The organism is Streptomyces sp. NPDC002838 (assembly GCF_040295365.1).
Lineage (GTDB): Bacteria > Actinomycetota > Actinomycetes > Streptomycetales > Streptomycetaceae > Streptomyces.
Window position 1 is genome coordinate 124,939 of sequence record NZ_JBEOVF010000010.1, and the last position, 20,778, is coordinate 145,716.

The 20,778-nt window shown below is 70.9% G+C and carries 20 protein-coding genes; 9 read left to right on the plus strand and 11 right to left on the minus strand.

All coding sequences use genetic code 11. The features are described 5' to 3' along the window. Positions 1-2: 2 nt before the first annotated feature. The gene (locus ABT063_RS16045; RefSeq protein ID WP_351057959.1) at positions 3-644 is read left to right on the plus strand and encodes a permease prefix domain 1-containing protein; all 642 of its coding nucleotides are present in this window, start codon (positions 3-5) and stop codon (positions 642-644) included. Positions 645-1,074: 430 nt separating this feature from the next. Here the strand turns inward: ABT063_RS16045 and ABT063_RS16050 are convergent, their stop codons facing one another. Further along, a complete protein-coding gene (locus ABT063_RS16050) occupies positions 1,075-1,407 on the minus strand; it encodes a PadR family transcriptional regulator (protein WP_351057960.1) in 333 nt (110 codons plus the stop codon). Between the two features lie 244 nt (positions 1,408-1,651). Here ABT063_RS16050 and ABT063_RS16055 point away from each other — a divergent pair, with 244 nt between their 5' ends. The 3 genes from ABT063_RS16055 (at position 1,652) to ABT063_RS16065 (ending at position 5,794) form a co-directional block, all read left to right on the plus strand. Then, on the plus strand, positions 1,652-3,661 hold the full coding sequence (locus ABT063_RS16055; protein WP_351058061.1) for an MMPL family transporter: 2,010 nt from the start codon (positions 1,652-1,654) through the stop codon (positions 3,659-3,661). A gap of 337 nt (positions 3,662-3,998) precedes the next feature. Next, entirely contained in the window at positions 3,999-4,220 is a 222-nt protein-coding gene (locus tag ABT063_RS16060; RefSeq protein WP_351058062.1) for a DUF6059 family protein, read from the plus strand. 731 nt (positions 4,221-4,951) lie between these two features. Next, the gene (locus ABT063_RS16065) at positions 4,952-5,794 is read left to right on the plus strand and encodes an AfsR/SARP family transcriptional regulator (RefSeq protein WP_351057961.1); all 843 of its coding nucleotides are present in this window, start codon (positions 4,952-4,954) and stop codon (positions 5,792-5,794) included. 620 nt (positions 5,795-6,414) lie between these two features. On the opposite strand, the gene ABT063_RS16070 is transcribed toward ABT063_RS16065, so the two are convergent. The 4 genes from ABT063_RS16070 to ABT063_RS16085 form a co-directional block, all read right to left on the minus strand. Further along, positions 6,415-7,530: a pyridoxal-phosphate dependent enzyme gene (locus ABT063_RS16070; RefSeq protein WP_351057962.1), complete on the minus strand. Its 1,116-nt coding sequence runs from the start codon at positions 7,528-7,530 to the stop codon at positions 6,415-6,417. Position 7,531: 1 nt separating this feature from the next. Continuing rightward, positions 7,532-8,725: a M24 family metallopeptidase gene (locus ABT063_RS16075; RefSeq protein ID WP_351057963.1), complete on the minus strand. Its 1,194-nt coding sequence runs from the start codon at positions 8,723-8,725 to the stop codon at positions 7,532-7,534. A gap of 20 nt (positions 8,726-8,745) precedes the next feature. Further along, positions 8,746-9,810: a PLP-dependent cysteine synthase family protein gene (locus ABT063_RS16080; protein WP_351057964.1), complete on the minus strand. Its 1,065-nt coding sequence runs from the start codon at positions 9,808-9,810 to the stop codon at positions 8,746-8,748. A 66-nt stretch (positions 9,811-9,876) separates the two neighbouring features. Next, positions 9,877-11,712 (minus strand): asparagine synthetase B family protein, encoded by a 1,836-nt coding sequence (locus tag ABT063_RS16085; RefSeq protein ID WP_351057965.1) that lies wholly within the window; start codon positions 11,710-11,712, stop codon positions 9,877-9,879. A 261-nt stretch (positions 11,713-11,973) separates the two neighbouring features. On the opposite strand from ABT063_RS16085, the gene ABT063_RS16090 reads away from it, so the two are divergent. Next, positions 11,974-12,396, plus strand: coding sequence for a hypothetical protein (locus ABT063_RS16090; RefSeq protein WP_351057966.1), 423 nt, complete (start codon positions 11,974-11,976; stop codon positions 12,394-12,396). A gap of 72 nt (positions 12,397-12,468) precedes the next feature. Here ABT063_RS16090 and ABT063_RS16095 read toward each other — a convergent pair whose 3' ends face one another. From ABT063_RS16095 to ABT063_RS16105, 3 genes are read right to left on the minus strand one after another with little or no spacing between them, the layout of a single operon-like run. Further along, entirely contained in the window at positions 12,469-13,098 is a 630-nt protein-coding gene (locus tag ABT063_RS16095; protein ID WP_351057967.1) for a YigZ family protein, read from the minus strand. Between the two features lie 46 nt (positions 13,099-13,144). Beyond that, positions 13,145-13,690 (minus strand): SixA phosphatase family protein, encoded by a 546-nt coding sequence (locus tag ABT063_RS16100; protein WP_351057968.1) that lies wholly within the window; start codon positions 13,688-13,690, stop codon positions 13,145-13,147. After that, positions 13,687-14,409, minus strand: coding sequence for a hypothetical protein (locus ABT063_RS16105; protein ID WP_351057969.1), 723 nt, complete (start codon positions 14,407-14,409; stop codon positions 13,687-13,689). Before ABT063_RS16105 ends, ABT063_RS16100 begins: the two co-directional genes overlap by 4 nt. A 137-nt stretch (positions 14,410-14,546) precedes the next feature. Between ABT063_RS16105 and ABT063_RS16110 the strand changes: the two genes are divergently transcribed. The 3 genes from ABT063_RS16110 (at position 14,547) to ABT063_RS16120 (ending at position 18,032) form a co-directional block, all read left to right on the plus strand. Beyond that, the gene (locus ABT063_RS16110) at positions 14,547-14,954 is read left to right on the plus strand and encodes a CoA-binding protein (RefSeq protein WP_351057970.1); all 408 of its coding nucleotides are present in this window, start codon (positions 14,547-14,549) and stop codon (positions 14,952-14,954) included. 153 nt (positions 14,955-15,107) lie between these two features. Continuing rightward, positions 15,108-16,751, plus strand: a complete 1,644-nt coding sequence (locus ABT063_RS16115) for an APC family permease (protein WP_351057971.1) — start codon at positions 15,108-15,110, stop codon at positions 16,749-16,751. A 60-nt stretch (positions 16,752-16,811) separates the two neighbouring features. Then, positions 16,812-18,032: a 4-hydroxybenzoate 3-monooxygenase gene (locus ABT063_RS16120; RefSeq protein ID WP_351057972.1), complete on the plus strand. Its 1,221-nt coding sequence runs from the start codon at positions 16,812-16,814 to the stop codon at positions 18,030-18,032. Positions 18,033-18,044: 12 nt separating this feature from the next. Here the strand turns inward: ABT063_RS16120 and ABT063_RS16125 are convergent, their stop codons facing one another. Further along, on the minus strand, positions 18,045-18,404 hold the full coding sequence (locus ABT063_RS16125; protein ID WP_351057973.1) for an ArsR/SmtB family transcription factor: 360 nt from the start codon (positions 18,402-18,404) through the stop codon (positions 18,045-18,047). Positions 18,405-18,466: 62 nt separating this feature from the next. Between ABT063_RS16125 and ABT063_RS16130 the strand changes: the two genes are divergently transcribed. Beyond that, a complete protein-coding gene (locus tag ABT063_RS16130; protein ID WP_351057974.1) occupies positions 18,467-19,525 on the plus strand; it encodes a cation diffusion facilitator family transporter in 1,059 nt (352 codons plus the stop codon). Positions 19,526-19,527: 2 nt separating this feature from the next. Here the strand turns inward: ABT063_RS16130 and ABT063_RS16135 are convergent, their stop codons facing one another. Together ABT063_RS16135 and ABT063_RS16140 are read right to left on the minus strand one after the other, a co-directional pair. Further along, positions 19,528-20,088 carry a YbaK/EbsC family protein gene (locus ABT063_RS16135; RefSeq protein ID WP_351057975.1) on the minus strand — a complete coding sequence of 187 codons (561 nt, stop codon included), beginning with the start codon at positions 20,086-20,088 and terminating at the stop codon, positions 19,528-19,530. A 32-nt stretch (positions 20,089-20,120) separates the two neighbouring features. Further along, a complete protein-coding gene (locus tag ABT063_RS16140; protein WP_351057976.1) occupies positions 20,121-20,693 on the minus strand; it encodes a helix-turn-helix domain-containing protein in 573 nt (190 codons plus the stop codon). Positions 20,694-20,778: the final 85 nt, after the last annotated feature.

Sequence of the window (20,778 nt, forward strand, 5' to 3'; positions counted from 1 at the left end):
GGGTGATTGACCGATACGTCGCAGAGCTCGACCAGGCCTTGCGCGGCCCACGGGCGGTCAAGGCGGACATGCTCGCCGAGGCACGCGACAGCCTCTTGGACGCGGCCGAGGCGTACGAGGAGAGAGGCCTCGACCGCGAGAGCGCCGAGCGGTGCGCCGTGGACGACTTCGGTTCCGTCCAGATCATCGCTCCCGACTACCAGGTCGAGCTGGGCCTTGCCCAGGGTCGTCGTACGGCGCTGTTGATCTGTGCCGTCCTGACCGTCCAGCCAGTGGCCTGGTGGGGACTGCTGCGTTTCGCCGGGCAGGGCGCGGACGAATCCGGAAGTGCCGGCTACGCGCTGATCAACGACGTGGTGCGGTGGACCGGCGCCGGTGCCATCGTCATGGCACTGGCGGTGGTGATCGCCACGGGTGCCGGAGTGCGCTATCTCGGTCCGCGCCCTCGCCTCGTGCGCGTCGCCGGCGTCTTCGCATGCGCCGTCAGCGTCGTGTTCGCCGTTCTGGGGCTGCTGCTGACCCTCTACAGCCCGGCCACGGACTCGCTCCTGGGTGTCACGGGACTGCCGAGCACCGCGCTCCTGCTCGGGGTGCCCCTGATCGGTATCGCCGTGGCGGGCCGCCGCTGCCTGAGCGCGGCGTAACCACGCGGAGCGACGCACGCCCTTCACGTCCCGTCCCAGCGACGCGCGGGAGCCGCGCCGGTCCCGACGCACAACGGCGCCGGGCCCCGGTCGGCCCCACACCAATCCGGTCCCGTACGGCACGTCCCGAAACTCTTCAAGGACGGACGCGACAAGCCGACGCGAGCTCATCGCCCACCCCATGCCCCCCGTCGGCACCGGAGTTCAGGTCCACCGTGGCCTTGGCGCCCTCGCTGCCGACCACGTAGGCCCGCACCCGCTGGGGCCACGCCACATCCGCGGCACCGGACCATGCGCGGTGCGCTGACGGGCCGCAGGCTTCCGCAGCCGCCGACGGGCCTGGCGGAGCTCGAGCGCCAAGGCGCCGTCGCCGCACCCGGGCGCCACCGCACGGCCGGACCCCCCGTCCGCACGGTGCTGCCCGGCAGCGTCAGGCCGTCGCCGGTCCCGGGCGCAGGACGCCCTCGACCATCGCCGCGAAATCCCGCCACTTCGTCCGCTCGGTGGCCAGCGCGCGGCTGCCCGCGGCGGTGAGCTGGTAAGTACGCCGTCTGCGGCCGCTCACCGTGCTCCACTCGCTCTCCACGAGCCCGGCCCGTTCGAGTCGGCGCAACGCGGGATACAGCGAACCCGTCGGCAGGTCCAGCGCCCCGCCACTGCTCACCTGAAGAGCCTCCATGACCGCGTACCCGTGCAGGGGCTCCTGTTCGAGCACCGCGAGGATCAGCGCGTCCAGATGGCCCCGTAGCGCTTCAGACATCATGTAGGCAATCTACATCATGTGCTAGCGTCGACCACCTACATGTAGGCAATCTATCTATCAGGGCGAGACGCCTTGGATCCAGGGAGGTCGGGCTACGGTGGCCACGCCGAATCAGAGCCTTACCGAGGCAAAGGACCCGTCGGGGACGGCGAGGCCGAGCCTCTTCGAACGCATCGCACAGGTGTCGTACCGCCGACGTTGGTGGGCCGTGGTGGGATGGCTCGTCGTCCTGGTGGCGGTGAGCATGGGCTCGCAGGCCGTCGGCGACGACTACCACAACGACTTCGGCCTGCCGGGCACCGAGTCGCAGAAGGCGTTGGACGTCCTGCAGGACCGGGCGCCCTCGCAGGCCGGGGCCACCGTCACGATAGTGCTGGAGGCGAAGGACGGGCTCACCCCGCCGCAGACCCGGGAGCGGGTCGAGGCGATGCTGGCCGAGGTCAAGCGGGAACCGCACGTCGTCAGCGTGGTGAGCCCCTACACGAACGCCCAGGCGGTCTCCGACGACGGCACCATCGGCTACGCCTCCGTCTCCCTGGACAAACAGTCGGAGGAGATCCCGACCGAGGACGCGCAGAAGATCATCGACGCCGCCCAGAAGGCGGAGACGAGCGGTCTGCGCGTGGAGTTGTCGGGCGATCCGGTCCGAGCCGCCCAGGGCGAGGACAGCGGATCGGCGGAGATGATCGGGATCCTGGCCGCCCTGGTGATCCTCGTGCTGCTCTTCGGGTCCCTGTTCGCCGCCGTGCTGCCCGTCGCCATCGCGCTGTTCGCCGTCGGATCCACGCTCGGGCTGATCATCCTCGCCTCGCACGTGGCGACCATCGCCAACTTCACCGCTCCGCTGATGATGCTGGTCGGCCTCGGCGTCGGCATCGACTACGCCCTGCTGGTGTTCTCCCGCTTCCGTAGCGAACTGTTCGCCGGATCCGACCGGAACACGGCCACCACCAAGGCGATCGACACCGCCGGACGCACGGTGTTCTTCGCGGGCTGCACCGTCATCGTGGCTCTTCTCGGACTCGTCGTGCTGGGCCTGGGCTCGCTCCAGGGCGTGGCCGTGGCCGTGGCGCTGACCGTACTGCTCACCATGATCGCCTCGTTGACGCTGCTGCCCGCGCTGCTGGGCATCTTCGGCGGCCGGATCGAGAAGCAGGTGCGCCGCCGCGCCGAGAAGGGCAAGCGCGCCGACGGCAAGCGCTGGGCCGGCTGGACGGCCGCCGTCCAGCGTCGGGCCTGGGCGGCCGCCCTGGTGCCGACGGCGGTACTCGCGGCCCTCTCGCTGCCCGCGCTCGACATGCGGCTCGGCTTTGCCGACGCCGGCACCGACGCCCCCTCCACCACCACCCGGCAGGCTTACGACCTGCTCGCCAAGGGCTTCGGCCCGGGCTTCAACGGACCGCTGATCGTGGTCGTCGAGGGCGACTCCGCGGCCGCTTCGACGGCGCGCGCGGAGTTGGAGGACACCGAGGGCGTCGCCGCCGCGCTCCCGCCACAGTCCGTGGACGACGGCCTCTCCACACTCATCGTCTTCCCGGACTCCGCACCCCAGGACGCGGCCACCAACGAGTTGGTCGGCCATCTGCGCGACGACGTGCTGCCCTCGGTGGCCCAGGAGACGGGAGCCACGTTCGTGGTCGGCGGCAGCACCGCCACCGCCGACGACTTCTCCGACGCCGTCGCCGAACGGCTGCCCGCCTTCATCGCCGTCGTGGTGGGCCTGTCGGTGCTCCTGCTGCTGCTGGTGTTCCGTTCGGTACTGATCCCACTCAAGGCCGCGGTGCTCAACCTGCTCAGCGTCGGCGTCGCCATGGGGGTCATGACCCTGGTCTTCCAGAACGGCGCCCTGGGCGTCGAGAAGGGTCCCATCGAGGCCTACGTCCCGGTGATGATCTTCGCCATCGTCTTCGGCCTGTCCATGGACTACGAGGTCTTCCTGCTCTCCCGCATGCACGAGGAGTGGGAGCGGAGCAAGGACGCCGCCCTGGCGATCCGGCAGGGCCTGGCCACCACCGGACAGGTGGTGACCGCTGCCGGCGCCATCATGATCGTGGTCTTCGGCGCCTTCATGTTCAGCGGCGACCGGATGCTCATGCAGTTCGGCTTCGGCCTGGCCGTGGCCGTCTTCGTCGACGCCGTGATCATCCGGTGCCTCATTCTGCCCGCGGTGATGCACCTGTTCGGCAAGTACGCCTGGTGGCTGCCCGGTGGCGTGGCCAAGCGCCTCCCCCGGGTCGCCATCGAACACTCCTGACGGGAGCAATCCCCCGCCTCCCGGCAGGAAAACGGCCGGCCCTCCCGACTCCCGGGAGGGCCGGCCGCGCCCGTCCAAGCCCTCTTGTCACCACTCCTCCACGACGGCGGACCGGAACCGGTCCGCCGTCGTGGTGTCCGGCCCAACCGGAACCAGCAGCACCATGCCTCGCCCACACCACGCCTCGACCAGAAGTCGAGGCGCCGCACACAGGATGCGGAAGACCCGAATCGACGACGAGGGGCGAGGTCGGCGGATGAAGGTACGGCGAATACTGCGAGGGTGCGGCCGGATGTTTCTGTCATTCGCGCAAACCCTGGGGGCCGGGTCTCAAATCATGGGAGCCCTCGCCATCGGCATGCCACCGCCGCCCGAATTCTTCGCGCATCACCCACGCCAGGGGAACGAACCGGCCGAGGATCACACCGCGGAAGCGGGATCACCGCATTCGGCCGACGAGGACGCCACGGGCGGGCCGGTGCCAGGACATCCGGAACGACTGATACCGCATATTCCGCCGGCCCCCGACGAACGGGCGCTCTGGTCCCAGCTGCGCTGACATCAACGTGCGGGATCATGGGACAGCGTCGCCGTCGGCACCGGCGCCCTCCGGACAGGTGCGGACCTTTGCCGGTTGCGGCCATTCCATTTGCGTAAATGCGGCACAACAACCGTAGGAACAGCGGACCCTTGGGACGCAACCCTTCTCAGGGCAAAGTTCGGGGTAAAAATGGTCAGTCCGGGCTCATCTGCCCCACCGGCCCGGGAAGCAGCAGAAACACCACACCACCAAATCGGGGGATCGACAGGATGTGCCACTGCTTACGGCCACAACTCGGGACCACCTTCACCACGGTCGCCGGGCCACGGGTGCGAAGTCTGCCCACATAGTGGAGCCGGCCCTGACCGGACGTTCGGCCACCGCACAGGCCGGCGGCGTCCGACACCAGGGACCACGCACAGGAGACCGGACGCCGGTCGACGGCCACGAAAGCGGAGTTCCGACGGGCACTCCACCACGGGGGTGCCACCTCGTCCTCACTCCGCCTGCCGCGCAGGTGAATTTCAGCCACCCGGTTTCACCGGGACCGCCGTGCGCGCGATGAGCTGGAATGCAGCTCGGCCGCTGGGGCGACCGGCCTCGCCACAACACACCACCAGCTCGCAACAACACACACCACCACCTCCCTCATTTCCACACTGACGAACATGCCGAAAGGGCCGACCGGTCGTCCGACCGGACGGCGAAAGCCAGTGATTTCGTATTTGACGACGAAGGGTGTGGAGGCCATGCAGATCAGCCTGTTGGGGCCACTTTCAGTCACTGTCAACGGAAAGAATGTCACCCCCACAGCGCCCAAACCACGGCGAATCCTCGCGCTGCTCGCCACCTCGGCGAACCAGGTGGTTCGCAACGAGCAGCTGATCGAAGAAGTGTGGGAGGACCGGCCGCCCTGCAGTGTGGCCACGACACTCCAGACCTACATCTACCAATTGCGCAAGTCCCTGCGCCTGGCGGCCGGTCCCGCGATGGGCCAGGATCCTGAGGAGCTGCGGACGTACACGGGGGGTTACATGCTCACGCTGCCGCCCCAGGATCTGGACTCCCTTCGCTTCGAGGAAAGAGCGCAACAGGGCCGGGCCCAGCTCGCGGTCGGGGAGATCGACCGCGCGGCGCGCACCCTGCGGGAGGCCCTGCAGCTGTGGCGCGGGCCGGCGATGGTCGACATGAACCCGGGCCCGGTGCTGGTGTCGGAGGCGCTGCGTCTGGAGGAGATACGCAAGAGCGTCCTGGAACTGCGCATCGCGGTGGACCTGCGGTTGGGCTACCACCACGAGTTACTCGCGGAGCTGATCAAACTGGCGGCCTCCCAGCCCACCCACGAGGGGTTCCAGGCCAAGCTGATGATCGCCCTCTACCGTGCCGGGCGGCGCTCGGAGGCCTTACAGGTGTACCAGCAGGCCAGAGAGAGCCTGGTCAAGGAACTGGGCGTGGACCCCTCCGGGATGCTCCAGCGGCTGCACCACGCGATCCTCACCGGTGACCTGGAATCGGGCCCGGCGCGGGACGCGACGCTCGAGGCGTCGTGGCTGCCACAGGCGGCGCGTGACATGGACGAGGCCAGATTCTGAGGGCCCCGCGACGCCTTCGTCGCACGGGCGGGCCGAACGGGCTGCCTGAGGGACCTCGTCGAGCACATACAAGAGGTCGAGCACATCCGTGAGTTGGGATGCGCGGAGGCCAGCGCTCCCGGCAGGGACCCGAGACATCACCCGGGGCCCTGCCATGGGGGCAGCGCTGCCGGTATCCCGGGGTCACACGGCCAGGAAGTTACACGGCAGGCACGAGGACGCCTGCGACAGGCCCCGGACGGGTGCCGACGGACGGGCCACGCGGGACCTCGCCACGCATCGACGGCCCCGCCCGACGGCACACAGCAACCCCGCCAGCGCCGACACCCCGCCCAACGACACACAACAACCCCGCCACCGCCCACACCCCACCCAACGACACACAACAACCCCGCCACCGCCCACACCCCCCAACGACACACAACAACCCCGCCACCGTCGACTGCCGTACCCGACGACACACAACAACCCCGCCACCGTCGACTGCCGTACCCGACGACACACAACAACCCCGCCACCGTCGACTGCCGTACCCGACGACACACAACGACCCCGCCTGCGTCGACTGCCGTGCCCGGCAACGCGTGGAAATCCGCCGCCCACATGCCCGGGCGTGCGGCTCACATCCCCTTCAGGCCGTGGGCCGTGGCCACTGCCACCACGACGGACCCGGGAGCGATGGCGCCCGATCCGCATGCCTGGTCGACCGCGACCACGGCGGCCGCGCTGCTCGGTTCGAGCGGCAGGCCGGACCGCCACAGTCTGCGCGTCCCGGCGGCCGCCGCGGCGTCGACCACCACTTCGGCCCGGCCCGCGGAGCGCCGTACGGCCTCCACGGCCTGCAGCGCCACGGTGTTGCCCGCGAGCGAGGGCATCACGGCGGTGGCGCCCGGGAAGTGACCGTGCGGGTCGTCGCCGCGCAACACGGCGGCGACCCGGGGGAACGGCTCCACCAGGCACAGCCGCGGCACGGGCCGCGTCCCGCACACCTCGCGAAAGCCGAGGTACAGGCCCCACACCAGGTCCCCGCGGGAGGCGGGTACGACGACCCAGTCGGGCACGCGGTCCGCCAGTTCGGCGAGGATCTCCGCCGCGAGCGGCTTGTAGCCCTCGATTCCGAAGGCGCTGCTGCCGACCGGCGGCACGGGCACGTTCGTGACCGGCAGCACCGTCCGAGACCCCAGATACGCCGCGAGATGCCGCCAGCGCAGGCCCGCCTCCGGGAAGGACACGACATCGGCCCCGAGGTCGCGCATCAGGGTCAGGACGTGTGCGGGGGTGTCGTCCGCGACGGCGATTTCGCAGCCCAGCCCGGCACGCGCGCAGTAGGCGGCGAGTGACACGCCCGCGTTGCCCGAGGACGCCGCCGCCACGGTCTCGTACCCGGCGTACAGGGCCCGGGCGACCACGACGGCGCTGAAACGGTCCTTGTGCGAGCCCGTGGGGTTGGCGCCCTCCCACTTCAGCCGCAGATCGACGTCACCGCCGAGGTCCGCGCGCAGCAGCGGCGTGCCTCCCTCGCCGAGGGAGGGCGCCCCCTCGTAGGGCAGCGGCACGCCGCTGGTGCCGTTCCGCGGAACGTACGCGCAGGCCAAGTTGGCCGGTGTGCCGTTCTCGAGGCAGGAAGGACAGCCCCGCGGATGGTCCCCGACGGGCTGGTGGCCACCGCACCGGATGCACTCCAGGGAGCGCAGGTCCGGATTCTGGGTGACGGTCCGGGACAACGTCTCACCCATGTCAGTCGATCACCGTCAGGCGTCGTTCCAGGGTGGTCAGCAGCCGATTGCCCTGCGAGGTCACCACGAACGGGTCCTCGATCTGTACCGCGCCGAGCCCGAACTCGTAGTAGGGCGTTTCGAAGTTGACCACGGTCCCCTCCTCAAGGCAGTCGTCGTTGTCGGGCGTGATCAGGACGGGGTCGTAGATCTCGACCCCGATGCCGTGCCCGACGTGATGCCGACGGTAGTGCGGCACCCCTGCCTCGCGGACCGCTTCCACGGTCACATCGAACAGCTCCTTTCCGGCCATCCCGGGGCGGGCCTCGGCCAGTGCCCGCTCCTCCCCGGCCACCATGGCCGCGTGACAGCGGGCGAGCCGCTCGGAGGGCTCGCCCAGGCTGTAGAGGCGAGCGATGTCGGACCAGTAGCCGTCGAGGACGCAGCCGACGTCGAGCCAGAGGGAGTCACCGCGGCGCAGCGGCTCGCGGGAGGACGCCTGGCCCGCGACACCGCCGCGGCCGAAGCGGATCATGGCGAACTTCGGCCGGGCCCCTGCGGAGACCACGGTCTCCTCGAACGCCCGAACGAGTTCGCGTTGGGTCACGCCGGGACGGGCCGCGGCCGTGACCGCGCGGATGCCCTGCTCGGTGAGAGCCGCGACCGCCGTCAGCCGGCGGATCTCCTCGGCGGTCTTGACCTTGCGGGTCCAGCGCAGGACATGGGATCCGAGCCGTACATCGGCCCCCGGCACCGCCTCCCGCAGGGCGTCGAGGAGACCGTGCGGTACGCCCTCCTCGTCGACGGCGATCCGTGCCCGGTCCAGGCCGGCCTGCCGGAGAGTGTGGACCAGGCCGTCGAGCGCGGTGGCGGGCGCCGGCCCGTCCACCGCGATGCGCCACAGTGCCTTCTCCTCGTCACTCAGGACGGCGTCCTCGCCCTTCTCCCGATAGAAGGTCCCGTAGCCCACGGCGGACGCCACGGGAGGCAGCACGTCCTGCACCTGATCCGCGTCGCAACGGGAGGTGACCAGGCGCACGTGCCCGGGCCGGTCACGGGTGACCACGGCGTAGAACTGCCCGGAGTGCGGGAACACCTCCAGTGCCACGCTCGAGACACCGGTGAGGTAGTACACGTTCTCGTAGGTGGTGGCGACCACGGCGTCCAGGCCCTGTTCGTCCATCCGCGCGGTCAGCCGCTCCAGGTTCGCCGGCATCGATGCTCCCTTCCGGCCGGTCACCATGTCGGTGCGGGCAGGTCGTCGTGGCCCGCCCGGACCTCGGGCACGGCCGGGCTGACCGGGTTGCGGGCGGCCTCGACCAGGGCGTCGAGCGTGGTGAGTCCGGCCTCCTCGATGGTCTGCAGCAGGCCTCGCGACCAGAGCCAGTCGTCGTCGAAGGTCTCCCCCAGGTAGTTCGCGCCGTCGTCGGCCGCCACCACGATGATGCGGCTGCCGGGGTGGTGGTGGGCGTGGTGCAGCGCCCCGAACAGGGCGAGGCCCGCGGACTCCCCCACCAGGACGCCCTCGGTGCGGGCCAGCAGCCGGCAGGTGGCCAGCCCCTCGTGGTCGGCGACCATGTGCACACGGTCGATGACCTCCCGGTCCAGGCAGCCGGGGTGCCAGCCGAGTCCGATGCCCCGGGTGGCCCAGGTGCCGTGCGGGTAGCCGAAGGTCGCGGAGCCGACCACGTCCACCCCTACGGTGACCACCTCGGGCCTGGCGCGTTTCACGGTGGCGGAGATGCCACTGATGTGCCCGCCGGTGCCGACCACGGTGACCAGGGTGTCGAAGTCGGGGTCGTCGTCGAGCAGTTCGCGGCCGGTGGTCTCGGCGTGCGCGAGCGGGTTGGCGGGGTTGTTGTACTGGTCGGGCCAGAACGAGCCGGGGATGTCCGCGACCAGCTCCTTGACCCGCTGGATGCGCGCGCCCTGCATGGACCCCTGGGCGTCCGGTTTTTCGACGACCTCGATCTCGGCGCCCAGGGCGGTGGCGTAACTCAGCATCGACCGCGGTGCCTTGCGGTCGGTCACGAGGACGATCCGGTAGCCCCTGACCACGCCGATCAGCGCGAGCGCCTTGCCGACGTTGCCCGAAGTGGACTCGATGATGGTGCCGCCCGGGCGGAGCAGCCCGTCGCGTTCGGCGTGGGTGACCATCGACAGCGTCGAGCGGTCCTTGATGCTGCGGCCGGGGTTCCAGCCCTCCAGCTTGATCAGGATCTCCGATCCACTGACCGACCAGCGCGGCAGCCGGACCACCGGCGTGTGCCCGATGGTGTCCAGGAGGCTGTCTCGGATCACGGTTTGACCTCGCAGAGTTCGGTGTCCGTCACGGGTGTCCTCCGGTCGGCGGGGCGTACCTGCCCGTCACAGGGCGAGCCGCACCCGGTAGTGGTCCAGCCACAGGTTGAGCTGGAGGATGAATTCGACGCTCGCGCGGGCCATCCGGTCCTTCACCAGCCGCTCCGGCTGGGCGACGAGTTCGGTGGCGGCCGCGAGGTCCGTCAGCGGCCGGGCCGGCGCCTGGGGATCGGCGAGCATCGCCTTGAACTCCTCCTGAAGCCGCGCCGGGTAGCCGGGGTCATGGCTGATCGGGGTGGCGCTGCGGGGCCTGCGCACCACTTCCTGCGGCAGCAGGTCGGCGATCGCCTCGCGCAGCAGTCCCTTCTCGATGTCGCCGTGCCGGTGCAGGGTGGCCGGGATGTTGTACGTGTACTGCAGGAGCTCATGCGTGTTCACGGGTGAGCGGACCTGGAGCCCGGTGGCCGCGAAGATCGAGGAGTCGCCGCGGAACTGGGTCAGCACCAGGTAGGCGACCGTGCGCATCTTGCGGGCCCAGTCGTCCTCCTCCGGCAGGTGCTCGACGTCGGCGACGGCGGTGGCGTAGGTGTCCGCGTAGTAGGTGGGCAGGTCCAGTCCCGCCAGCAGGTCCTTGTTGACCAACCCGGTGCCGAAACCGTTCTGTGCCCCGTGCCGCTGGGCCAGGGCGACCCAGGGGAAGGTGCCGGACTCGACGAGTCCGCGATCGTTGCACCAGGTGGCGCCGAGGAAGGCGTTGTCCGCGCCGAGCCCGGTGAACACCACCTTGTGCCCGTCGGCCGCCACCCGCTGGAGGAAGAGCTGCTGCCAGGCGTCCATGTCGTAGATGCGGGTCGGGCAGTCCTTGGCGCGCAGCATCGCCAGGCGGACGACCGGATCGAGGATGTCGGCCGCTTCGAGCCGCACCACGTGGTGCCGCGCGTCGACGTGCGCGGCGACCATGCGGGCGTACGGCTCGTCCTTACTGGTGCGCATGGCGTCCGAGCGGAAGCCGTCGTAGGCGTAGTCGATGGTGTACGCGTTCAGCCGGCCCAGGTCGCGGCGCCGCAGTTCGGCCGCGATCAGCGCCGTGACGGAGGACGAGTCGACGCCTCCGGAGAGGGTGACGGCCGCCCGCTCCGGGTCGGACGGCGTGGCGGCCCGGGCGCTCTCCTCCAGCATGGCCCTGATCCTGGCCACGGTGGTCGGCAGGTCGTCGGTGTGCGGGCGGGTCTCCAGCCGCCAGTACTGGCGACGGGTCCACCCCGAGCGGCCGAACACGGCGATCTCCCCGGCCTCCACCTGGGAGAAACCGGAGAACAGCGGTCCGGTCGGCACGGCGTGGCAGATCACCTCGCGCAGCCCGGCGGCGTGCACGACCGGCTGCACTTCGGGGTGGGCCAGCAGGGCCTTGCGCTCCGAGCCGAAGACCACGCCGGTGGGAGTCTCGGTGAAGAAGAGCGTCTGGCCGCCGAGCTGGTCCCGGGCCAGCACCAGTTCCTCGGTGCGGCCGTCCCAGACGGCGAGGGCGAACGCGCCGCTCAGCCACGGCACGAAGTCGGTACGCCACTGCAGGTACGCCTGGGTGAAGAGCTCGGCCGCGGAGGCGTCCGGGGCAGCCGGCCGGCCCACGCCGCGCAGCCGTTCGCGCAGTGCGGGAAGCCTTCCGGGGGCGCCGGTGAGGCACACCGCGACCGTGTGGCCGTCCGCCTCGGTCACGACGGGCTGCCGCGCGTCCCCGGGTTCCACCGACAGCGCCCGGTGCCCGAAGGCTGCCCGGGGGGAGGTCCACACCCTCTCGCCGTCCGGCCCCCGGTGAGCGAGGGAGCCGGTCATCGCGGTGATCACCGGTCGTTGCAGGACCAGGTTGCGCGAGAAGTCAATCCAGCCGACCAGACCTGACATGTGTTCGCCCTCCGACGTCCGTCCGTAGTCCCCGCACCGTCGTCCGCCGCCGGCGGGGCCGGCACCGGATCGGTCTCTCACGCTTCCGGCGAGGTCTCGAAGTCGGGTCGTGGGCCGCTGGAGCGGTGGACCGTGCGGTCGCCACTCGTGATCATCTTGATTGCCTACATGTAGGCTGTCTATATTCGAAGCGGAAGCCGGCCGGTCCGGACGTCGGCCGATTCGGCGCTCGCACCGAGCGCCAGAGAGGGGAGCAAGCGCATGGCCATCAAGGAGACAGCCCGGAATGACCTGCGCGAACTACCTTGGGTGACGATCGTCGCGCTGGGCGCCTTCGCGCTCATCCGCCCCGTGCTGAGCATCGTGGGGGCGTATGACGACGGACCACTGAAGAAGCCGGTGGGCCCGTTGATCTTCACCACGCTGATCATCGTCGTGTGGATCGCCACCGCCGTGGTGCGCCGGGTCCCTCGCCCGGTGCAGACGATGACGTTCGTCGGCGTGGCCTACGGCGTGCTGGCGCTGCTGCTGAACATCTCACTGCAGCCGTTCCTGGACAGCGCGGAGCTGCCGCCGGTGCCCGGCATGATCGGCATCCTCGTCTTCAACGCCGCGCAGGGCGCCGTCTGCGGTCTGATCGTCCTGGCGCTGCTGCGCCGGCGGGCAGGCTCCGGCGGGGCGTGACGGCCGGACGCCCGGTGTGCGAGTGAGGAGGCCGCGGCTTGTGCGCTGCGACCCTGGCACGCCGATTGCCCGCTACGGCGCGTCCCCGTAGGCCTCGCCGCCCAGTTCGAACCCGGCGGTCCCGGCGGTCGCGTCGGCCAGCCACGCCCGGAAGGCCTCCACATCGGCGTCCGGCAGCCCGATCTCGATGGTGACCGCCTCGCCGTAGCGCACGTCGCGCACCTCACGCCCGGTGGCCCGCAGGTCGTTGTGCACCTTGCCCGCCCGCTGGTGGTCGACGGTCACCGTGGCCAGTCGGAACCGGCGGCGGGTGAGCGTGCCGAGGGTGTCCAGGGCCTCGCCGACCGCTCCGCCGTACGCCCTGATGAGTCCGCCCGCGCCGAGCTTGACGCCGCCGTAGTAGCGGGTGACGACGGCGACGACGTACCGCATGTCGCGGCGCAGCAGCATCTGGAGCATGGGGACACCGGCCGTGCCGCCGGGTTCGCCGTCGTCGCTCGCCTTCTGGATCGCGGCGTCGGCGCCGATGACGTACGCGTAGCAGTTGTGCGTGGCGTCCGCGTGCTCCTTGCGGACGCGCGCGATGAACTCCTGGGCCTGCTGCTCGGTGGCCGCCGGGGCGAGGGCGCACAGGAAGCGGGAGCGGTTGACCTCGGTCTCGTGCACGCCCGCGCGGGCGACCGTGCGGTACTCGTCCTGCATCGGGTCAGCCTATGCGGAGCGCCGACCGCCAACCGCGCGGGCCGGCTCAGCGCTTCTTCCTGCCCCGTGCGACGATCATGTTCGTCAGCAGGGCCGTGCCCGGGGTGAGGGCCTCCCAGGAGGTGCCGCGCCAGGCCAGGACGGCGATCGCCGAGGTCGGGAACTTCACGCGCACCTCGTCCAGCGCCTCGTCGAGACCGTCCCCGGCCAGGTCGAGCACCAGGTCCTCCAGGCCGGGGTTGTGCCCGATCAGCAGCAGCGTGTCGACCTCGGCGGGCACGTCGTGCACGACGTCCAGCAGGTCGGGTGCGTCGGCGGCGTACAGGTGCGGATCGAAGCGCACCGTCGGCGGTGTGCCCCACTGGGCGGAGGCCAGGTCCCAGGTCTGACGCGCGCGTACGGCGGTGGAGCACAGGGCGAGGTCCGGGAGAAGGTCGCTCTCGGCGAGGATCCGGCCCGCGACCGGCGCGTCCCGGCGGCCGCGCGGCGCCAGCGGGCGTTCGTGGTCGACGACTCCGTCCGGCCAGGCGGACTTGGCGTGCCGCAGGACGACCAGGTGACGCAGCGGGCCCGCTCCCGCCCGGGCGATCACGCGGGGGCTCCCAGGTCGCGAGTGAGTTCCAGGCCGAGCAGCCGGTCGGCGTAGGCGTACGTCTCGAAGCGCGCGCCCTCCGGCAGGCCCGAGGTCTCCACCCGGCGCAGGACCCGCAGGACGGCGGGCACGTCCAGATCGTCCTCCCAGGCCGTGCGGAGCTCGCCGCGCACCTCCTCGGGGATCGCTCGCGACGGCAGGCGCGCCCAGTCGGCGACCGCGCGGCGCCAGCGGAAGACGGTGTCCCGGGCCTCGTCCAGGGCCGCCGCGTCGAGCCGCACGGGCGCGCTCCGGCGCCGGGAGAGCAGCGCCAGGCGTACGGCGGCGGGATCGGCGCCCTCCGGAATCGCGGGCGCCGCCGGGTCGACGGGCGCGACGGCGACCCGGATGCCGTCGGGGGCTGTGCCGTCCGCGCCCACCACATGGATGACCTGGGACTCGCTCAGTCCGGCCCCGGTGCCCCGGCTGTCCTCCAGGGGCCGCATACCGAGCGTCGCGGCTCCCGCTCTCAGTTCCGCCTGCTCCCGCTCGCTCGTCAGGAGCGCCCAGACCGGCGTGCCGCCCAGTTCCAGGGCCCGGACCAGGAGGTCGGTGACCAGCAGCACGCGCAGGGCCGTGGCGTCGTAGCCCGCTGTGCGGGCCTCGACGCGGGTCAGCCCGCGCCGGGCGGGAGCGGCCTCGACGGGCTCGCCGGTTCGGGCGTCGATGATGCGCAGCACGCAGTGAGCGTAGGCGCGCGGACAGCGCCGCGCCACCGCCGGCCCGAACAGACGTTCAGCCTTCAAGGGGAATCAGCGGGCACGGCCCGCTGTTGTCGGCGATGCCAGCTCTTCCGCGAGCCCCAAGGAGACCCACGGTGTACGGCGACGAGGCAACGGTCCGCAAGATCCTCACCGAGCTCGGCGACACCTGGGCCGTGGTGGGCCTGTCGTCGAACCAGGGGCGCGCCGCGTACGGCGTGGCCGAGGTGCTCCAGCGCTACGGCAAGCGCGTCGTGCCGGTCCACCCCAAGGCGGAGACGGTGCACGGGGAGCAGGGGTACGCCTCCCTCGCGGACATCCCCTTCGACGTGGACGTCGTCGACGTGTTCGTGAACAGCGACCTCGCCGGGCCGGTCGCGGACGAGGCGGTGGCGAAGGGTGCCAAGGCGGTCTGGTTCCAGCTCGGGGTCATCGACGAGGCGGCGTACGACCGCACCCGGGACGCCGGCCTCGAGATGGTGATGGACCGCTGCCCGGCGATCGAGATTCCCCGGCTGCGCTGAGCGTCACCGGAATTCTTGAAAGGCTGTCCAGGAAACCCCCGGGAACAAGTCAAAATTCCGGCAACAGACTTCAGCGGAATAGCGCCCCATTCCTAATGTGAGGCCTCTTGTACGTCGAACATTTCTGTTCGTTTATGAGAGGCCCCTTAAAAAATGGTAAGCATTGACCATGCCGCCCCGGAGGTCGGAAGGGGCCCGGGCGGCGGCCTGCGGCGGGACGTCGGACTGATCGGGCTCATGTGGGCCTCGGTCGGTTCCATCATCGGCTCCGGATGGCTGTACGGTGCCGAAAAGGCGGTCGCCGCGGCCGGTCCCGCGGCCGTCATCTCATGGGTGATCGGTGCGGTGGGGATCGTCCTGCTGGCGCTGGTGCACGCGGAACTCGGCGGAATGTTCCCGGTCGCCGGCGGCACCGCGCGTTATCCGCATTACGCGTTCGGCGGTCTGGCCGGGATGTCCTTCGGCTGGTTCTCCTGGCTCCAGGCGGCGACCGTGGCACCGATCGAGGTCGAGGCCATGATCGGCTATGCCGGGCACTGGTCCTGGGCGCGGGGCTTCCTGCACGCCTCGGACGGGACGCTGACGACGAGCGGATTCCTGGTCGCCGTACTGCTGATGGCCGTCTTCGTCGTCGTCAACTTCCTCGGCGTACGCGCCCTCGCGCACACCAACAGTGCCGCCACCTGGTGGAAGATCGCCGTACCGCTGGCCGCCATCTTCGTCATCGCGGTCGGCAACTTCCACCCGGGGAACTTCACTTCGGAGGGCTTCGCGCCCTTCGGCGCCAAGGGCGTGCTGACCGCGATCAGCACGAGCGGCATCATCTTCGCGCTGCTGGGCTTCGAGCAGGCGATCCAGCTCGCGGGCGAGAGCCGGCACCCCCAGCGCGACCTGCCGCGAGCCACGCTCGGTTCGGTCGCCATCGGCGCGGTCGTCTACGTCCTGCTCCAGGTCGTGTTCATCGCCGCGCTCCCGCACAGCTCCTTCGCGCACGGCTGGGCCAAGCTCGACTACGCCGGAATCAGCGGCCCTTGGGCCGGCCTCGCCACCCTGGTGGGCCTTGGCTGGCTGAGCGTGGTGCTGTATCTGGACGCCGTGGTCTCCCCCGGCGGCACCGGCCTGATCTACACCACCGCGACCGCCCGCGTCTCCTACGGCCTGGCCAGGAACGGTTACGCCCCCAAGTTGTTCGAGCGCACCGACGCCCGGGGCGTGCCGTGGTTCGGGCTCCTCATCTCCTTCGTGACGGGCGTGGTCTGCTTCCTGCCCTTCCCCAGCTGGCAGGAGCTGGTCAGCTTCATCACCTCGGCGAGCGTCCTGATGTACGCGGGGGCTCCGCTGGCATACGGCGTCTTCGCCGACCGGCTGCCGCACCACGACCGTCCCTACCGGCTGCCCGGCGGCACGGTGATCGCCCCGCTGTCGTTCGTGGTCGCCAACCTCATCATCTACTGGTCGACCTGGGACACCCTGTGGCGGCTCGGTGTGGCGATCGTCCTCGGCTACCTCCTCCTCGGCGGTTACGCCTGGTACGCCACCCGCAAGGGCCTGCCCGACGCGCCCCGCCCGGACTGGAAGGCCGCCCAGTGGCTGCCGGTGTACCTGGTGGGCATGGGCCTGATCTCCTGGCAGGGCAGCTTCGGCGGCCAGGGTCGCATCGCGCTGTGGTGGGACATCCTCGTCGTCGCGGCCTTCTCCCTGGTGATCTACTACTGGGCCCGGGCCTCCGCGTCCCGGCCCGAGGAGATCGAGCGGAGCATCGACGAGGTCGCCGTCACGGACGCGCCCGCGCACTGAGGGCGCGTTCCGGGAGCCGATCCTCTCCCCACCCCGCCCGGCCGCCGACATAATGTTCACGTGACCTCCACCGCCCCCCAGCCCAACTCCGGTGCCCCGCAACGCTTTCCGGTCGTCGTCGTGGGTGCCGGGCCCGCCGGTCTGACCATCGGCAACATCCTGCGGGCCGCCGGTGTCGACTGCCTGGTCCTGGAGAACGAGACGCGCGAGTTCATCGAGCAGCGGCCCCGCGCGGGGGTCATCGAGGAATGGGCCGTACGCGGGCTGCAACAGCGCGGGCTTGCCGAGAACCTGCTGGAGCGGGCGCAGTTGCACACCGAGTGCGAGTTCCGGTTCGGCGGGGACCGCTTCCGCTTCTCCTACATCGAGCTGACAGGCAATCACCACTTCGTCTATCCGCAGCCGTTGCTGGTGACGGACCTGGTGCGCGAGTACGCGGACGTGCGGGGCGGGGAGATCCGGTTCGGCGTGCGGGACGTGCGACTGCACGATCTGGGCACGGCCCATCCCTCGGTGTCGTACATCTCCGCGGAGACGGGCGGGCGGGAGATCGTCGAGTGCGACTTCGTCGCCGGGTGCGACGGAGGGCGCGGGGTGACGCGCACCGCGCTGCCGGAGCACGCCCACATCGCCCGGTACGACTACGGCATCGGCTGGCTGGCCCTGCTCGCCGAGGCTCCGCCGTCCAACGACTGTGTCGTCTTCGGTATCCATCCGAACGGTTTCGCCGGACACATGGCCCGCAGCCCCCAGGTGACCCGCTACTACCTGGAGTGCCCGCCCGGCGACGACCCGGAGAACTGGTCGCACGACCGCGTCTGGTCCGAGCTGCACAAGCGGCTCGCGGCGACCTCCGCCGGTCCGCTCATCGAAGGGCCGCTGATCGAGAAGCGTGTCCTGGACATGCACAGCTACGTCATCGAGCCCATGGTGTTCGGACGCCTCTTCCTGGCCGGGGACGCCGCCCACCTCACCGCGCCGATCGCCGCCAAGGGCATGAACCTCGCCCTGCACGACGCCTTCCTGCTCGGCGACGCACTCGTCGGGTACCTCACCAAGGGCGACGAGTCCGGGCTGGATGGCTATTCGGAGGCGTGTCTGCGGCGCGTGTGGGAGTACCAGGACTTCTCGAAGTGGCTCTCCGAGGTGTACCACGGCACGTCGTCGGGCGACGCGTACCGTGCGGGCACCACCTTCGCCCGGCTGAGGCGCCTGTTCACCTCGCCCGCGGCCGCGGCGGCCTTCGCGGAGCAGTACCTCGGCACAGCTCCCGCGTACTGAACCCGGCGTTCCTCAGTCGTGCGGCGGCCGGTCACTGAGCCGGTGGTCCGCCACGTTCAGGGCCTCGTCCACGAGGCGCCGCAGATGGCCGTCGCGCAGTGAGTAGATCACCCGGCGGCCCTCCTTGCGGGTGTTCACCAGGCCGGCCAGCCGCAGCCGGGCCAGATGCTGGCTGACGGCGGGCCGCGCCGCCCCGCACGCCTCCGTCAGGGTCGTGACGTCGGCCTCCCCCGACGTCAGGGCGTGCAACAGGGCGAGCCGGGTGCGGTCGCCGAGCAGGGCGAGCAGTTCGGCGGCGAGCGCGAACTGTTCCTCGCCCGGGCTGCGCGGGTGCGCATCGTGCGCAGGTGACAGGTGCATGCGTGCGCTCATACGCACATAATGGCTGTCGTGGGCTTCCCGCGTCCACCACCGCGCACCGGAAGGGGAACCTCGTGAGCGACCGGCACCACCACGAGCACAGCCACGGACGGGACCACGGGCACAGCCACGAGCATCATGAGCACTCACGCCCCCAGCCCCGCCTCGCCCACCTCCTCACCCCCCACTCCCACGAGAGCGCCGACAAGCTCGACTCCGCCCTGGAGTCCTCGGCCCGCGGTATGCGCGCCCTGTGGGTCTCGCTCGCGGTGCTCGGCGCGACGGCACTGGCGCAGGCGGTCGTGGTGGCCCTCTCCGGGTCGGTCGCGCTGCTCGGCGACACGGTGCACAACACCGCGGACGCGCTGACCGCCGTACCGCTCGGGATCGCCTTCGTGCTGGGCAGGCGCGCGGCGACGCGCCGCTTCACCTACGGCTACGGCCGCGCCGAGGATCTCGCGGGCATCGTGATCGTGCTGACGATCGCCGCGTCCGCCGCCTTCGCGGCCTGGGCGGCGATCGACCGGCTGCTCGACCCGCGCCCCGTCGAGCACGTCCCGGCGGTCGCGGTGGCCGCGCTGGTCGGTTTCGCGGGCAACGAGTGGGTGGCCCGCTACCGGATCCGGGTCGGCCGTTCCATCGGCTCGGCCGCGCTGGTCGCCGACGGACTGCACGCCCGAACGGACGGGTTCACGTCACTGGCCGTGCTGCTGGGGGCGGGGGGCTCGGCCCTGGGCTGGCAACTCGCCGACCCGATCGTGGGACTGGCGATCACGGCCGCCATCACGTTTGTACTGCGGGACGCGGCGCGCGAGGTGTTCCGGCGGGTGATGGACGCCGTCGACCCGGCCCTGGTGGACCGGGCGGAGCGAGCGCTGCGGGGCGTGGAAGGGGTGCGCGAGGTGGGCGAGTTGCGGCTGCGCTGGATCGGGCACCGGTTGCGCGCCGAGGTGGCGGTCGTCGTGGACGGCGAGGTGACGGTACGCCGGGCCCACGCCATCGCCGTGGACGCGGAACACGCCCTGCTGCACGCGGTTCCGCGACTCACCGCGGCGCTGGTGCACGCGGATCCGGCGCCGGTACCGGGCGAGACGGACCCGCATCACGCCCTGGCCCACCACGCGTCGGCCTGAGGTCAGACCACCACGCCCAGCCCCTCCAGCACCACGGCCCCCGGCAGCTGGGCGAACGCCTTTCCCGGTACCAGCAGCTTGCCGCGTCGGCGTCCGCTGCCCACCAGTACGTACGGCAGATCGACGACGGCCGAGTCCACCAGCACCGGCCAGCCGTCGGGCAGTCCGATCGGGGTGATGCCGCCGTACTCCATGCCGGTCTCCCCCGTGGCCGTGTCCATCGAGGCGAACGAGGCCTTGCGTGCGCCGAGTTGACGGCGCACGACGCCGTTGACGTCGACCCGGGTGGTGGACAGCACGACGCACGCGGCGAGTGTGGTCTCGCCGCCGCGCTTGCCGGCCACCACCACGCAGTTCGCCGACTGCTCCAGCAGCTCGCGGCCGTAGTGCTCCACGAAGACGGCGGTGTCGGCCCACAGCGGGTCGGTGTCGACGTGAACGATCTGCTCGGCGGGCACGCTGCCGCTCCAGCGGCGTACGGCGTCGGCGACCGGGGCGGTCAGCTCGTCGAGGCAGTCGGGGGCGGGCGTGGCGTGGTCGAAGTGTCCGATGGGTGCGCGCATGACCGCACGCTAACAGGGCCGCCCGGGCCGATTCAGTGCACGGCCGGGACCGAGACCGTCAGCATCATCTCCATGGGGACGTCGCCCTGATTGGCGTACGTGTGCGCGGCGTTGGCCTCGAAGGTGGCGCTGGCGCCGGCGGGGACGCGGTACTCCACGCCCTCGACGGTGAGGGTCAGTTCGCCCACCGTGACGTGGACGATCTCCACCGTGCCGGCGGGGTGCGGGTCCGACCCGCTGCTCTCGCCCGGCATCAGCCGCCAGTCCCACATCTCCAGCGGGCCGGGTGCCTCCGTGCCCGCGAGGAGCCGGCTGTAGCTGCCCGCCTCGGTGTGCCACAGCCGCACCACCTGCTCGGCCGGGACGACCCGCACCTTCGGCCCCTGTTCGTAGTCGAGCAGGGTGGTGATGCTGATGCCGAGCGCGTCACCGATCTTGACGACCGTGCCGAGGCTGGGGTTCGTCCGGGCCTGCTCGATCTGGATGAGCATGCCGCGACTGACCCCGGCACGCGCGGCGAGCGCGTCCAGGGTGAAGCCGCGCTCGGTGCGCCAGCGCTTGACGTTGCGCGCCAGGGACTGGGTGAGCAGGTCGAGGTCCGACACTTTCCGTCCAATATTCTGAATGACAGAGTTCAATTCACTGCACTACGGTGTGGTGTACCCGATCGTTCACCGACTGTACTGCGAG